The 15546-nt window shown below is 39.6% G+C and carries 13 protein-coding genes; all 13 read left to right on the forward strand.

Going from position 1 to position 15546, the window contains the following annotated elements:
* Positions 1–159: 159 nt before the first annotated feature.
* The 13 genes from QGP82_RS32045 to QGP82_RS32105 all read left to right on the forward strand — a co-directional run bounded on the left by QGP82_RS32045 (position 160) and on the right by QGP82_RS32105 (position 15516).
* A complete protein-coding gene (locus QGP82_RS32045; protein ID WP_499062048.1) occupies positions 160–1098 on the forward strand; it encodes a glycosyltransferase family 92 protein in 939 nt (312 codons plus the stop codon).
* A 252-nt stretch (positions 1099–1350) separates the two neighbouring features.
* Complete coding sequence (locus QGP82_RS32050; RefSeq protein WP_499062049.1) at positions 1351–3372, forward strand: heparinase II/III family protein; 2022 nt, start codon at positions 1351–1353, stop codon at positions 3370–3372.
* Between the two features lie 95 nt (positions 3373–3467).
* On the forward strand, positions 3468–4388 hold the full coding sequence (locus QGP82_RS32055; RefSeq protein ID WP_499062050.1) for a sulfotransferase domain-containing protein: 921 nt from the start codon (positions 3468–3470) through the stop codon (positions 4386–4388).
* Positions 4389–4436: 48 nt separating this feature from the next.
* Positions 4437–5309, forward strand: a complete 873-nt coding sequence (locus tag QGP82_RS32060; RefSeq protein WP_499062051.1) for a hypothetical protein — start codon at positions 4437–4439, stop codon at positions 5307–5309.
* A 339-nt stretch (positions 5310–5648) separates the two neighbouring features.
* Complete coding sequence (locus QGP82_RS32065; RefSeq protein ID WP_499062052.1) at positions 5649–6563, forward strand: sulfotransferase family protein; 915 nt, start codon at positions 5649–5651, stop codon at positions 6561–6563.
* A gap of 4 nt (positions 6564–6567) precedes the next feature.
* The gene (locus tag QGP82_RS32070; protein ID WP_499062054.1) at positions 6568–7512 is read left to right on the forward strand and encodes a sulfotransferase family protein; all 945 of its coding nucleotides are present in this window, start codon (positions 6568–6570) and stop codon (positions 7510–7512) included.
* Positions 7509–8687 carry a glycosyltransferase family 4 protein gene (locus tag QGP82_RS32075; RefSeq protein ID WP_499062055.1) on the forward strand — a complete coding sequence of 393 codons (1179 nt, stop codon included), beginning with the start codon at positions 7509–7511 and terminating at the stop codon, positions 8685–8687. Before QGP82_RS32070 ends, QGP82_RS32075 begins: the two co-directional genes overlap by 4 nt.
* Positions 8688–8770: 83 nt before the next feature.
* The gene (locus QGP82_RS32080; protein WP_499062056.1) at positions 8771–9928 is read left to right on the forward strand and encodes a glycosyltransferase family 4 protein; all 1158 of its coding nucleotides are present in this window, start codon (positions 8771–8773) and stop codon (positions 9926–9928) included.
* 94 nt (positions 9929–10022) lie between these two features.
* The gene (locus tag QGP82_RS32085) at positions 10023–10940 is read left to right on the forward strand and encodes a glycosyltransferase family 2 protein (protein ID WP_499062057.1); all 918 of its coding nucleotides are present in this window, start codon (positions 10023–10025) and stop codon (positions 10938–10940) included.
* Between the two features lie 75 nt (positions 10941–11015).
* Positions 11016–11978 carry a glycosyltransferase family 2 protein gene (locus QGP82_RS32090; protein WP_499062058.1) on the forward strand — a complete coding sequence of 321 codons (963 nt, stop codon included), beginning with the start codon at positions 11016–11018 and terminating at the stop codon, positions 11976–11978.
* Positions 11979–12040: 62 nt separating this feature from the next.
* Positions 12041–12934 (forward strand): sulfotransferase family protein, encoded by an 894-nt coding sequence (locus tag QGP82_RS32095; protein WP_499062059.1) that lies wholly within the window; start codon positions 12041–12043, stop codon positions 12932–12934.
* 53 nt (positions 12935–12987) lie between these two features.
* Positions 12988–14037, forward strand: a complete 1050-nt coding sequence (locus QGP82_RS32100) for a glycosyltransferase family 2 protein (RefSeq protein WP_499062060.1) — start codon at positions 12988–12990, stop codon at positions 14035–14037.
* Between the two features lie 243 nt (positions 14038–14280).
* A complete protein-coding gene (locus tag QGP82_RS32105) occupies positions 14281–15516 on the forward strand; it encodes a glycosyltransferase family 4 protein (protein ID WP_499062061.1) in 1236 nt (411 codons plus the stop codon).
* Positions 15517–15546 lie beyond the last annotated feature (30 nt).

A 15546-nucleotide genomic window follows, 5' to 3' on the forward strand; every position in this document is an offset into this window, starting at 1 on the left:
TTAGTTTTAATAGAATTGATGCTTGAAATACTCTCTTATCTCTATATATTTTTTATCGCTAGGAAGCTCTAGCTAAATTGTATTCTAGTCAAAATAATTTCAACTAGCTAAGCTTCTAAGGCATTGATGAGAGACATTTATACAGTATAGGAATTCATTATGAAAAACGACCCTAAAGTAGCCATTATTTCTACCGTTAAAGGGACTCTAGAGGAATTAATTTTATTCATCAACTATCATTTGAATATAGGGATTGATAAAATTATTTTATTCTTCGATGATCCTAATGATAATTGCATCGATCACATACATTCAACATATAAAAATGTTCATGCAGTAACATGCACGGATGAATATTGGTTAAAAAAGTCTTCCCATAGACCTGAATTGCATACGGAGAGGCAGGTTATCAATGCTAATGAAGGTATAACTATTGCAAAAGAACTCGGCTGCAAATGGATTATACATATTGATAGAGATGAATTAATTTATTCATCCAAAAATTTCAAGTCTGTTTTAGATAATAGTGAATCAGATGTCATAAGATTATCAATACGCGAAGCTATTCCTGAAATTGAAAATTACAAAAATATCTTTGAACCTAGGATATTTAAAGTTCCTAACCCATCACCTCGAAAAGTAAAAGTAGCTAAGGTATTCGGCTGCAAATCTGTTTTCTATGGAAATAATTATTTCAAAGGTCATACAAGATCAAAAGTAGCTATCAAAATAACTTCAAAGATTCAAAAAATTGCAATTCATCAACCGCTTGAATATGACAAAGAAAATACAAGATTTACAGATACTCAAGAAATAAAGTTATTGCATTTTGATTCTATTGGCTTTCATGATTGGTATCAAAAATTTGCCAATAAGCCTGAAAACTTTTCTAAAAAAACAACTGTGAAAAGAGGAGCCTATAGAAAATTACTGATTCAAGAGTTTGTTGATGCTCGAGATAAAGGTAGTCAGCATCTGCGCTCTCTTTATAAAAAGAAATATATGATTTCTCGAAATAAGATCTTCATTCTATCTCTTTTAAAAATGACAGAGAAAATTCCTATTAATCATAAATTTTTTGAGACTCCATCCAGATAAAAATATTATACCAAGATTAATCTGTGTAAACAAATAATTTTGCTGTATTAATAGCAGCTCTTTTAGGTTTTCTAATTTGAGTGAAAATCAAGAAATATTTTTTATGCTTCTAACTGAGATTTTAAGAAAGTACAAAGAGATAGTCTTAATTGAGTAGAGTATATACAGGATGCTGATTTCCCAGTCTAATAAAAAATCCCTAAAGATTATCTTCTATTAGCTGTTTATCCTATGATTGCTTGAGGTCCATGTATGAGTTTATTGAAAATCTTAAAGAAACAAGTAAAAGGAAATATCTTTCGATACTTGCCTCGATTTATAACGTACTCAACTAAAATTCCAAGGTTTACTTATGAATCATTTACGTGGAGATGGTTGCGAGAAAAAATAGCTTCAACCATAGAGCTAGAGCCTTTTATAAAAAAGAAAAAATTAAAGGATAGTGATAGTAAGGTTTTTGGGAATGTGATATTGTCCCAAACACTAACTAATGGCCTATTAGGCTATCTATATTCAAACAAGAAAGTTCTGAAAAACTACCATAGAAATCAACTACAACTTGTTCCCGGTGAGGCTTCAATTCCCTTCAAAACTCCTCTGCCGTGGGGTGAAAATCCAACTCAACGCATTTATTACATAAGAGTTCTCCATTTTTTAGGATATCTTGTACCTTTACTCCAAGAAGCTCGTAAGACTGGGGATCGACAATATCTCATCGCAGCGGAAAATATTCTGATCGACTGGTTAAAATCTAACCCTTACCCAAATGGTGCCCATACTGCCGCCTGGTACGAAGGATGTGTTGTACATCGACTTGGCGTACTATTGGAGTTTTTGAAGACTTATAAAGCTTTGGGTTCTTCACAAAATCTTCCACTATATAAGTTATTAGCAACTATCCATCAACATGTATCATATCTCTACTTCAAACGCAATCAGCATTACCAGATTGGTAACCATGGCTTACGTCAGGATATCCTTTTAATAATTGCCTCATATGCAATGCCCTATTTTCAAGAAGCTCCCACCTGGAGACAGGTTGCATTATTAGGGCTTGAAAAACAATTAACGGAATATTGTTCTGAAGAAGGTGTGTGGTTAGAACATACACCAGGGTATCAGGTCTATATAGACCAATGGCTCTGGTATTTAATGCATTTTCTCAAAGAAAATCAGTTGCCAATACCTCAGGTTTTGAAAGGCTTCTTTGAGCTGAGTGATCAGTATATAACGCATATCATGTTACCAGATGGCACACTGCCCACCATCGGAGATACTGCCAATATGAATGCAGTCCGCAGTTTAGCACGAGGTTGGTCTCCAGGAGTAACCTATGTTATGTCTCAAGGTAAGGAAGGTCAGAAACCGGAAGAGCTGGATAAGTTTTTCCCAACAGCAGGGGAAGCTACATTAAGAGATATCTGGGGCAATACTCCAGAAGAATACCAAAAAACATTCTACATTTGCTGCCATTCATCGCAACATCTTCCACTCGTCCATAGACATGAAGATGCACTCTCTTTCATTGTGTATGGAGCCGGTCGTCATTGGATCATTGATCCAGGTCGATATGCATTCACATTGGACAAGAAATACAACCAATTCTTCAAAAGTGCATATGCCCATAATACTTGCGCTATTAGAGACCAAGCCTTAGCGCCACAACAGCACCCAGAACTTTCCGCTACACTTTCCAAAGACCATCTTTCAACCGATCAATTAGCTGTGGTAAGTATGCTCTCACAGCGCTTTCCTAGAAATGGAAAGGTGACTCGGTATTTGATTTTTGTGCGCCATGAAAAACTGCTATTCGTTATTGACCAGTTTGAGGGAAGTGAAAAAGAACATTGGCAATTTGTAATGCCATTTGCCCCAGACTTAGAGGCCAGTCGAAATGAGCACTCCATATGTGTTGAAGACACAAAAAATAATGACACAACCCTTGATATTTTATTAGGGGGAGATTTTTCAACATCGAATATTCAGCTTATCAGAGGACAGGAGAGTCCTTTACTTGGGTGGACGTTTGATGCGGAAAAGCAAAGCATTGACCCTTGTTTCACCATGGTTGTCAATCATCATGCGCAACAAGGTTATGGAATTAGAGTGCTACATTGGCGCGCTGTCGATCAACCAGCTCTCTCCTCTATTCAAAGCCACACAATAAACAATGGTTACAAAATTATCTGTTGTGATAGTCATAAGCAACACGAAGTCACTTTACAGGTAGAGCCATCATTAAAGGCGACATTTACATCCTTAAATCCTCAATAGTGTTGCCAGTATAGTCTTAATTGATTTGGTCTCATACTCAGAACGTTTCTAGCAGGAACATATGAAGCCACTCTAATGTAAAGGGTTAAATTAAGATGACACCACAGAACATAAATTTTTTAGGGATAGGTGCACAAAAAGCTGGGACAACCTGGCTATGGAGTGTTTTAAAGACTCATCCAGATATATGGATGCCACCGAAGAAAGAGTTACACTATTTTGATCGTGATCCCGGCTATCCATCACCAAGCCATCTTGCTTCTAAACATTTTTTTCAACGTCTGATTGGAAAAGAAGATTGCAATAAAGAGTTTCGTAAACACTTTAGATTCTACTTATTGCAGCTAATTAAGCTCAAAACTTGGGACATAGCAGCCTGGAATCATCACTACTACACAGGCACATATAGTGATGATTGGTACTTGTCCTTATTCAAAGATGGGCAAAACTCAGTCAAAGGGGAAATAACACCTTCTTACTCTATTTTATCTCAAAATGATATCCAAAGAATCAAACAACTATTCCCCGATCTAAAGGTCATTCTCATTTTAAGAAATCCAATTGATAGAGCCTGGTCTCAATTACGGTTTGATTATATGAAAAATCGAATCGATAATATTCAAAGTTTAGAAAAAATCAAAGCAAAGATTGAGCATCCATCTCAATGCTTACGTAGCGATTATCTACGTATAATTGAAAATTGGTCTGCTTATTTTGAGTATGATCAGCTCTTCATTGGTTTTTTTGATGATGTTATTAAAAAACCTCGAAAATTAATTCTAGAAATATCTAGTTTTTTAGAGCTTGATATATCAAAATTTGCATATTCTGATGCCTTAGTATCACCTAAAAACACTTCTATAAAGAAAGACATACCTGATGAGATCGAATATTACCTTGCACAGAAATATTATGCGAGCATCAAATCATTAGCTAAAAGCTTTGACAACCCTGCTTCTGACTGGCTGGAAAGAGTTGAGGAGATCTTGCGAACAGCTCCATCAGATCTTAAGTAATTGCAACTTGAATCGAAGTAATCCTAGTACGTAATAGTTAAAAAGGCAATGAAAAATACCTCAAATACGTTAACCAAAGCTGTATCTTTCTTATCTTCACCAAGGGAAGTTATTAAATATGTTAGCTATAAAACAGCTCCAGCTTGGGGTATGCCCATGTCAATTTTTCGTGCTAGAAATATTGCCATGTTTCATATGGGGCGCTGTGGCAGCAGTGTTTTAGGAGATCTTTTATATCAGCATTCTCGAATTCAATGGAATGGAGAAATCTATTGTCCTTATATTCATGATTGGCGTACTCAGACAACTCAAAATCCAAAAACTCCTACCTTAACGCCAGATCCACTAATGCTTTTACAGCGAAAGATGTTTGCAGCTGGCTCAAAGAACTTTGGCTGTGAAATTAAGTTTCATCATTTAGTTGAAGGGCATATCGACATTGAAAAATTTATTGAGATACTTAATAAAAAAGATTTTTATTATATAATCCTTAGAAGAAAAAATTTTTTAAGATCAATCATCTCTCATACAGTTATGTATAGCCTAGCAGAGAAAAAAACGCATAATAAATCATCTGAAAAGGCTACTTTAAAGCAGGTTAATATTGATGTGAAAAATACAGGATATAATGGAACGAAAAAAACACTACTTGAGCATCTTAACATGCAAAAAGAAAATCATATTTATTTAGAGAAGTTATTAGCTAATCAAAAATATCTAAAACTGAATTTTGAAGATGATATTGCAGAAAATCCTAATAATGCATACTTACAGGTTTGTGATTTTCTCAATATAGAGCCAGAAGAAACCCCTGTTCGCCTTAGTCGAACTAATCCCTTTCCATTATCGGAAATTATCATCAATTACGGTGAAGTTAAAGAGTATCTTAAAGATACTGAGTACGCTTGGATGTGTGATTAGCAATAAATTTTGTTCTTTACTAGATATAATTTTTCACACAAAATAAGACTTTTAGGTATATAAAAATACCTGAAATCCGCTTTGAAATAATTTTAATTTAAGCCTGATCTAAAAATACTCTTTATTAATAAAAAATGATAAAATAAAAATAGCATAATGGCTTTTTCTCTACCAGGGTATAGCAACTGATTAGCTGTATTATAGATGAATTTGAAACGCTGCAATTATACCTTTTAAGACTTGGTCAGATAATCAAGGCTTCATCCTGAATTAAAGATATTAGGTATGAAAAGCTTTAGTGAAACTACTAGCGGTAAAATGACTTCTATGCCACATGAAATGGTTGAGCCAATCCGCTGGTTTAACCTACTAGATTGGGCTCGACAAACAGTATCTGTCGACCGTAAGAACTATCACAACCAAAAGCGTCCGATCTCGACAGATCGGCTGTGGCATTTGTTATTCCCCAATCTGAGTCGTCCTATTTTTATTGTGGGTTCTCCTCGCTCTGGCACCACATTTCTAGGATCATGTATTGGCCAACTGCCGGAGCTTTCCTATCACTTTGAGCCAGTCGCCACTAAATCAGCCGCTCGCTATATTCATACCCAGGCGTGGAGCTTTGACAAGGCTAAATTTTTCTATCAGCTTGTTTACGCATGGCTAATGCGACTGCATGGAGATGGAGATTTACGCTTTGCCGAGAAAACCCCCCGTAATTGCTTTTTAATTGACTTTCTCTATCAAGCCTTTCCCGACGCCCAATTTATTCACATTATTCGTGATGGCAGAGATGCCGCGCTCTCCCATAGCAAAAAGCCATGGCTACAAGCCGCTTCGGCCAACTCTGACAAACGAGAGTCTAGTGGCTATCGCCATGGTCCCTATGCTCGCTTTTGGGTAGAACCTGAACGTGTGAAGGAGTTTGAAAGCACTAGCGATATTCATCGTTGTATTTGGGCCTGGCGACGTCATGTCAGCAGTATTCTTGAGCAGGCCCAAGCATTGCCAGCCGATCAATACTACGAACTACGCTATGAAGACCTGGTTAGTCAGCCTCAGCAGGCGGCACAAAAGCTACTTAACTACTTAGGAATTGAGAGTTCGGTCTCTAGCCAAACGCTCTACGAGGCATTCTCACAAGCTAAAGCAACATCCGTTGGCGGTTGGGAAAGGGAGTTTGCTGAAGAACAACACCAACAGGTGAATCAAGAGGCAGGCTCTCTACTCCGGCAGTTGGGATATGCTCACTAGCGCCATGAAAGATAGCAAACCTATGCAGACCCTAAATCCTATTTTTTTGGTGGGGTGTCCGCGCTCTGGTACCACGCTGCTACAGCAGATGTTGGATGCTCATCCAGACGTTGCGATCGCACCTGAAACCCATTTCATCCGAAATTTTTGGCTAAAGCGGGAGCACTATGGCGACCTAGCAGAAGATGCCAATTACCAAGTCTTGCTTCACGCCATTGCCGACATCCCCGAATTTGCGGAGATGGAACTAGACCTGTCAACTTTTCAGGATGCTGCACAAACACTCGATAGAAGCTATGCTGCACTGTTCAAGTTGTTGCTAGAGCAGTTTCGCCAAGGTCGCAACACCCAGATCGTAGGAGAGAAAACCCCTAATCATCTGCTCTATATGCAGACCCTACAGACCTTCTTTCCAAAAGCTCGTTTTATTCACATAATACGAGATCCTAGAGCTGTCGTTAACTCTTGGAAGACGGTGCCGTGGAGTACAGGCAGTGTTGGGGGTGACGCTGAGGTTTGGCGACGATACATGGCCACAGCACGTCAGTTGCCACCAAATAATGGTGCTATTTGTACATTGCACTATGAGCAACTAATCTCAGCGTCAGAAGATTGTCTTAAAAAGCTGTGCAACTTTTTAGAGCTATCGTTTGATGCCAGCATGTTGGACTATCACACCCAACAATCTAAGCGAGTCAATGTCAACCGTGAACCCTGGAAAGGAAATGCCGTTAGACCCGTCAATAACAAATCCTTAAACCGCTGGCAAACCGAGCTATCCACCCTAGAAATTGCCACCATTGAAGCGGTTGCCAGCAGCGAGATGTGCCAACTTGGATATAAGACGCAATCTGCCAGTTGGCCGCTCTTAAAAGCGAACGCCCAAAAACATACTCAGCAAAAGTTAAAGCTTGCCAAACGCTATATAAACAAGCTAGTAAAACTATGAATATCGGTTACTTACATGTAGGCCCCCAAGAACATGGCCTACATCGCTATGGTCGGCTCATTGCTGAGGAAGCCAAAACACGGCCCAATGACTCTGTTATTGAAACCAGTGCAGCTTTAGACAAAGCCTGGTGGCAAAACCTGTTAACGTTGCATCAAGCTGCACAAAAATTGGCCGATGCCGATATCGTTCACTTTCAATATAACAAGGCCATCTGGGGGGAAACACTAAGTGCGTTAAACCTCTTTATTTTTGCCCTCAGCTGCAACGCTGCCTTAGTTGTAAGCTTACACGATGTTTACTGGGAACAAGTCCCCTTTCAATGGTCTAAACCAGCCTTTTATTTTAAGGCCATGTATGGGCCTAAAGCGCTAGCGATTCGGTTTTTAATCCATCGTATGCAGAAAGTCTTTGTTTGCACCCAACAGGAGTTTGACAGACTCGTATCCGTATCTAACTTGCAAACTAAGGCTAAAGAAAAGATCAAAATAATCCCTCACTTTGTGGAAACAAGGGATATTCAAATCAATCCTGAAGAGGTTCGGCAGTCTTTAGATCTTAAAAATAAGAAAATCATTACACTGCTAGGGTGGATTCATCCCCGCAAAGGCCATCGACTTGTGGTGGAAACTCTCCCTAAACTTCCCTCAGATGTGATGGTCGTTTTTGCAGGACAAAACAGTGAAGGTATCGGTGGCGAACAGTTTTTGCAAGAACTCACCCAATTAGCGGAAACTCTCAAAGTTGCTGATCGGCTAAAAATAACAGGCTATCTATCCGAAAAAGAGCTAGAAGAATATCTTATGGTTACAGACATTGCCGTCTGTCCATTTATGAAATGTTCTGCCTCCGGTTCACTATCTACCTGGATATCGATTTCACACCCAAAGGTAGCCGCCTATAAGCTCCCTCAAATTGAGGAATATAATAACATTTCACCGGGTTCAATCCATACCTTTGAGCCTTACACTGCCAACTCTCTGGCCATGCTTCTAAGCAATCTTCTATCTCAACTGAAAGAGTCTAACAATACAGCCATCGAACATTTACGCACTCAGCTACAGATCAGCACCATAGTTGATGATCATACGCAGAGCTACGCCCAAGCAATTTGTCGCTCCAATCCTGAGGAATCTAAACGTAATCGCTCTAAACGATTCTTTCAGAATTCGTAACCCATGGCCAATGATTTTCCCATGATTGTCTGAACATAGGTGTAATTCTAACGTGGCTTGAAGAACTAGGAGACTTAAAATATATGCTTGGAGCATTTACACACAATAAGTCATTGACTCAGGCAGACCAAAAAGGGGCTAGCGAGACTAGTTTTGGTCAAAATATCCAAGCATCTAATCAATCCCAGGATAGTCTTAACGTGATTATTGCCCCCTGGTATACTGACAACCCGTATCAACAAAAATTATCTGATCAGTTAACCCAAAAAGGGCACCAGGTTACAGGCATTAGCTGTAGCACATCTAGCTTACTCAAAACAGTTAAAAATAATCAGGCAGATGTTCTACATTTACATTGGCTACATCATTTCTTTTTAGAGGAAGAGAGCCGATTTAGAGCCGCTTTGAAGCTTTGTCTATTTATTGTTCAGCTAATTATCCTTAGGTTTTCTAAAGTTAATATTGTTTGGACAATTCACAACCTGAAAAATCATCAGAATAAATATCTATTACTCGATAATATCGCTTCATTTTTAGTTGCTCACATTGTTCACAAGTTGATTGTCCATAGTGAGACAGCTAAAACAGAGATAACCCAAAAGTTTTACTTAGCCAATCAGCAACGTATCCATGTGTTACCCCATGCTAATTACATTGGCAGCTATCCCAATACCATTACACGCCAAGAAGCTAGAAAATTACTAAATCTGCCAGAGTCAGGATTAGTCCTATTGTTCTTAGGAACGATTCATCCCTATAAAGGTGTCGCCGATCTACTGCAGGCTTTCAAAAAGCTGAATTCAACCAATACATACCTGGTCATTGCAGGTAAATCTAAGGATCAAGGACTAGCAGACGAATTAACAACTGCTGCTAAAAACGACGATCACGTCCGATATTTGCCAGGGTTTATCCCTGATGAACAGTTGCAGATCTACATGAATGCGGCTAATACCATTGTGTTTCCCTACCGAGAATTTTTAACATCTGGTGCTGTTATTTTAGCGATGTCTTTTGGAAAAGCCTGCATTGCACCTCGTAGAGGACATATCGGAGAGGTTTTAGACGACGTTGGCGCATTTTTGTATGATCCAGATTTACCAGACGGACTGCTTCAGGCATTGCATGCATCTCTGCAACCTCCAGAACAACTCGATAAAATGGGTCAACACAACTATCAGGTTGCGAGTCAATGGACTTGGGAGATGATCACTGAAAAAACCCTTGCGGTCTACCAATAATATCTGGAATTAGAGGCGCAATAGCCGTAGAAAGAATTTGATTACGACTTGTTCCCAGGAGAAGCTATATCCCCTTAGGCTTTCAGATAAAATTATGGCTGAAAACTTTCACAAGATGCCGTTTGTCTCTATTATTATTCCTGTTTTTAATGACAACAGGTCATTACGCATTTGTTTAGATGCGCTCAGTGCTCAAACGTATCCAAAAGACAAATACGAAATTATCGTCATTGATAACAGCTCACAAGAAACTGTTAGCGATGTGACCAATGACTTTGAGCAAGTCACATTGACGCATGAATCTCAGCCTGGGTCATATATCGCACGTAACAAAGGACTTTCCTTAGCTAAGGGCAATGTCATTGCTTTCACAGATGCAGACTGCATCCCAACTCCAACATGGTTAGAAAATGGCGTAGCTGTTCTACTTAGTGAACCTAACGTTGGTTTAGTTGCTGGTCACATTGATCTATTTGCCGAAGATCCTGATAATCCTAATCCCTATGAGCTCTATGAAATGCTTGCCCTAGGGTTTCCACAGGATCAATTTTTAGAGAATGGCCAGTTTGGTGTCACCGCCAATCTATTTACATTTAGCCATGTTATCAAAGCCATCGGTGATTTTGATAAAACACTCAAATCTGGCGGGGATAAGCAATGGGGACAACGGGTCTTTAAGGCTGGTTATAAACAACTTTATGGTAAAGATGCCTGTGTAAAACATCCTACTCGAAATACCTGGGACGATCTTCATAAACGTTGTACTCGAATTATGGGTGGTCGTTATGATGCCATCAAGACTAGCAAAAAAACACAGCTTGCTTTGCTCATCGACTTTATTGGCTTTCTCAAACCCCCTTTCCGCTTTTTTATACGCATCTGGCATGACAACCGATTGCGGGGAACTCGCCAAAAAATTCAATTTACTACGGTAATGTTACGCCTTAGAGGAGCCGCTATTAAAGAAAGAATGAGACTACAGTTTGGCGGTGGGATATCTGAACGTGGTTAACCATTGACCTAAAGCCATCGGGCGACCAGTTTTATTGTCCCTCTTACATTATGTACACAACCATTGATATTGATCATGAGCGAATATACACCTTTAGTTAGCATACTTATCAATAACTATAATTATGGTTCATTTGTGAATCAGGCAATTGACAGTGCTCTCCATCAGACCTATGAAAATATTGAAGTTATTGTCGTAGATGATGGGTCTCAAGACGATTCTCAAGATGTGATTCGTAGCTATGGGGATAAAGTAATTGCTGTCCTTAAGGACAATGGTGGTCAAGCCTCAGCATTAAACGCAGGGTTTGCCAAAAGTAACGGAGAGATTATCTGTTTGCTTGATGCTGATGACCTCTATCTCCCCAACAAGGTTTTAGACGTCGTCAATATTTTTAGAAAAGATAATAATACTGACTGGTTTTTTCATCGCTCAATGGCCTATCGCTCTGACCAACTCATCGACGATAAGCTAGGCTCTCATTTTCAGGAGATCAACCATAACAACACAACTGAAACCCCCCGAAAAATTGATTTCAGGGTTGAGCTTAGCAATGGCAAAGCACCTGATTTTGCGCCAGCAACGTCTAATATCTGCTTATCTAGATCCCTTGCTCAAAAAATATTTCCTATGCCTGAAGTACGGGGTAAATCAGGGATTGCTATTAATGATATGTATATTAAATTATTAGCTGTCGGCTTAGGAACAGGCTATCAGACAGAAAGGAATCTATGTATCTTTAGATTGCATAACAACATTGTTTCATCCACCGATTTTGTCAATAGACGAAAAGTTGGAGCTGAAAATTATATTGCCACAGGCTATTGGATTAAAACCAAGGGACCTGAGTTTGAAAAGCTAAGCGACAAACTCTTAGCAAAAGGTGTAAGTCTTAAGAAAAAGAGTCAGATAACCGATCAGGTTTTCACGAATTTAGTCAAAGATTATTTAGCTAAAACAAGCTTCTTGAACAGAATAAAGATGAACTTGATGGTCATCTATTATTCATTCAAGCTTTACTTTGCAGAAATGGTTTAACAGATAATTCTTTAGCATGTCAAGCAAATTGACAGTACAGAGTAAAAGTAAGGACTAAAGCTATGACTATGCCAAACTTTCTGATCATTGGCTCTGCCAAAGCAGGAACAAGTTCACTCCACTATTATTTAAGGCAGCATCCAGAAATTTTTATGCCCTTTTCTAAAGAGCCTAAATTTTTTGCCTTAGAAGGTGAAGAACTAAATTTTCAAAATCCTGATCAAGGTATTAATCAATACTCCATTAATAATTTAGAAGATTATCAGAAATTATTTGAAGACGTCAGTGATGAGATAGCAATTGGTGAGGCATCACCCATTTACTTATACAGTGAAAAGGCCGCTAATCGTATTAAGCACTATATTCCTGATGTTAAGATGATTGTCATCTTACGAAATCCTGTCGATAGGGCATTTTCTTGCTACACTCACTTAAAACGTGAAGACTATGAACCTCTATCGTTTGAGGAAGGCCTAAAAGCAGAGCCATCAAGAATTGCTAATAACTGGTCTCACTTGTGGCATTATCAAACAGCTGGATATTATTATAGACAGCTGAAACCATATTTTAAACTATTTGATAAACAGCAATTCAGAATCTATCTTTTTGAAGATTTATGCCGTGATTCCCTCAATGTACTAAGGGATATTTTTGAGTTTTTAGGCGTAGATCCTGACTTTGACCCAGATATGACCAAGCAGAATGTATCTGGGATGCCTAAAAGCAAGCTTTTACAAAAGTTCTTTTCTAAAGACAACGTTGTCAGATCAGCAATCCAGACAGTTGTACCTGAAGATTTGCGACATCAAACTGCAAAACGTATCAAGCAATGGAATATTGGGAAAAAACCAGAATTATCCCCCAAAACGCGGTTAACACTAACTCAAATCTATCAAGATGACGTCTTGAAGCTACAAGAGATAATTAACAAAGATCTTTCTGGATGGTTGTCATAGTTGTAATAAAAAATAGGGAGTCATTTTACACATAGCATAAGGAGATACAGCACATGAGTACACAACCATTCGTTAGTATCATAATTAACAATTATAATTACGAGAAATTTTTGTCTAAGGCCATTAGCAGCGCCTTAGAACAGACTTACTCAAATGTTGAAGTTATAGTTGTTGATGATGGTTCTACCGATAATTCTCGTAGTGTTATCAATGACTATGGAGATCGCATCATTCCTATCCTTCAGCCCAATGGCAAACAAGGTGCTGCTTTTAATAACGGCTTCTCCCATAGTAAGGGTGATATCGTCATCTTTTTAGACTCAGACGACTATCTCTATCCCTATGCTGTCGAGAAAATTGTATCCGTCTGGCGACCTACCCTTGCTAAAGTTCACTATCGTTTAAACGTTGTCGATAGCCAAGGTCAGGATAAAGGATCTTCCTATCCTCCAGGAGGCAAACCACTGGATCAAGGTGATTTAGCGTCTACGGTTTTAGAGATAGGTACATATCGCAGTGTCCCAACTAGCGGAAATGCGCTGAATCGTCGGGCCATGATTCCCAATTTCCCGATTCCAGCAGAATTTAGTACCACTTCCGATGATTACCTTTCTGTTCTAATCCCCTTACATGGAGAGGTGATTGCCATTGAAGAACCACTCGGTTGTTATCGTATTCACGATAGTAATCAGTGGGCACTGGTTGACCTGTCCAGTAGCCGCTTCCGCCGTTTCATTAAACATGATCTACAGCGCTGTGAGCTGCTCCGGCAAAAAGGGTCAGCCTTAGGTCACACTGTCCCTGATGATTTAGAATTTCGTTCGTTTGGCCGAGTTTGGTCTCGACTAGTGTCTTTACGCCTCGATCCTCAAGAGCATTTGGTTACATCTGATAATTCGCTGAAGTTGATTTACTTTGGCATCCGTGCGCTATGGCAGTTTTCAGATCATAATCTGGCAAAAAAGCTATTATTCAGTGTTTGGTTTATCTGGGTTGGTTTAATGCCATTATCGTTGGCCAAACTTGCCATTAACTGGTTATTTATGCCCAATAAACGACCTAGGCTATTGAGCCGCGTTTTCTCTAAACCAGCTACCAGTTAATCGCAGCTTAAAAACTCTGCAAAGAAGCTCCCAGATCGGTCTGTCAGGTTAGGAAAAAGTACTTAAGGCTATTTTCTAGTCCAAAATTGCTAGGCCGATCAGTCTAAACTCAATCTTCAATCACTAAAACGTCTGCTCCTTTTGATTTGCCTCTTCTTGAGACAATGGTCAGGGGCTTCTCACTCTTCTATGACCAGTTTATTTTTTCTGTTACTAAAGCATTAGCGTTAGGTGTTTAGCTCTATGTCAACTGATAACTTTCGTCTAGGCGTTGTTTTTACTCATCCGACTCAGCACCATGCTCCTCTCTGGCGTCAGTTGAATGCTCAACCAGGAGTCGATGTCTCAGCCTTTTATCTGTGTACTGAAAACCAGGCCCAAGGAGCTAAAGGTGTGGGTAATACAGCCGCTTGGGACGTGGATTTGACCAGTGGCTATACCTATGAGTATCTGAAGAATTGGAATGGTAGTGTGGCCCCAAAGATTAAGCGTGGACTGTTTACTCCAGGCTTGATCAATAGGCTTAAGGCAAAAAACTTTGACGCTGTCTTTGTCAGCAGCTTTTTCACCTATTCCTATCGACTGGCAATCTTGCTGTGTAAGCAGCAGGGCATTCCCATTATTATGCAAAATGATGCCACAATTATTACAGACTCACATTTTAGCTACTTAAGAAAGCTGGCCACTACTTTACTGTATCCATCCATGTATGGGCTGGTAGATCATTGGATCTCCAGTGGTGATCACAATGAAATATATCTCCGTCACTATGGCGTTTCCGCTGACAAGATTGTACGGGGATGTTATCCGGTTGATCGCGATCGCTACGAGCAGACACTGGCCCAAAACCCAGAAGAGATCAAGAAAATTCGGGCAGAGCTAGCCTGGAATGACGATACGATTCTGTATAGTTTTGTTGGCAAATATATTGAGCGCAAAAACCCCTTTGAGTTTATTGATGCCGTTGTGCAAGCCCATCGTAAAGATCCACGGGTGCGAGGCATTATGCTAGGCGGTGGCGAACTCAACGCTGCCATTAATGAGCGCTTGAGTGAATTAAATGGAGAGGTGATCAACGTTGGCTTTATTAACCAAAGTAAGCTGCCCCTATACTATGCAGCTCTAGATGTATTTGTGGCTAGCTCATGGTCAGACCCCCATCCTCTGGTGGTTTCTGAAGCCATGGCCTGTGGTTGTACCGCCATTATTAGCGATCGCTGTGGCAACTGGGGCTATAGCGATACCGTTCGTCACCACTATAACGGTCTTGTCTACCCCTGTGGGGATGTGGATGCCCTTGCCAAGGCTATCCTCTCGCTGACCTGTACCCAAACTCGCAAAACCTATAGCCAACGTGCGCGCGAAGTGTTTGCTAATCAAGACTTAAATTGCGAAGTCAATGCCTTCTTGACGGTTATTGAGCGCATCCAGCGGCAAAAAACTGGACAAAAATTGAATTTACATCCTGTTTCGTCTTAGTATTTCGAGATTTAACGAGATGAAGTTGTC

The sequence above is a fragment of the Leptothoe sp. LEGE 181152 genome, from assembly GCF_032906605.1.
Lineage (GTDB): Bacteria > Cyanobacteriota > Cyanobacteriia > Phormidesmidales > Phormidesmidaceae > Leptothoe > Leptothoe turfae.

Coding starts and splice junctions, on each gene's coding strand:
- QGP82_RS32100 (WP_499062060.1), top strand. CDS start 12,988: ATGAGTACACAACCATTCGTTAGTATCATAATTAACAATTATAATTAC.
- QGP82_RS32050 (WP_499062049.1), top strand. CDS start 1,351: ATGAGTTTATTGAAAATCTTAAAGAAACAAGTAAAAGGAAATATCTTT.
- QGP82_RS32085 (WP_499062057.1), top strand. CDS start 10,023: ATGGCTGAAAACTTTCACAAGATGCCGTTTGTCTCTATTATTATTCCT.
- QGP82_RS32060 (WP_499062051.1), top strand. CDS start 4,437: ATGAAAAATACCTCAAATACGTTAACCAAAGCTGTATCTTTCTTATCT.
- QGP82_RS32080 (WP_499062056.1), top strand. CDS start 8,771: ATGCTTGGAGCATTTACACACAATAAGTCATTGACTCAGGCAGACCAA.
- QGP82_RS32105 (WP_499062061.1), top strand. CDS start 14,281: ATGTCAACTGATAACTTTCGTCTAGGCGTTGTTTTTACTCATCCGACT.
- QGP82_RS32045 (WP_499062048.1), top strand. CDS start 160: ATGAAAAACGACCCTAAAGTAGCCATTATTTCTACCGTTAAAGGGACT.
- QGP82_RS32065 (WP_499062052.1), top strand. CDS start 5,649: ATGGTTGAGCCAATCCGCTGGTTTAACCTACTAGATTGGGCTCGACAA.
- QGP82_RS32055 (WP_499062050.1), top strand. CDS start 3,468: ATGACACCACAGAACATAAATTTTTTAGGGATAGGTGCACAAAAAGCT.
- QGP82_RS32090 (WP_499062058.1), top strand. CDS start 11,016: ATGAGCGAATATACACCTTTAGTTAGCATACTTATCAATAACTATAAT.
- QGP82_RS32095 (WP_499062059.1), top strand. CDS start 12,041: ATGACTATGCCAAACTTTCTGATCATTGGCTCTGCCAAAGCAGGAACA.
- QGP82_RS32075 (WP_499062055.1), top strand. CDS start 7,509: ATGAATATCGGTTACTTACATGTAGGCCCCCAAGAACATGGCCTACAT.
- QGP82_RS32070 (WP_499062054.1), top strand. CDS start 6,568: ATGAAAGATAGCAAACCTATGCAGACCCTAAATCCTATTTTTTTGGTG.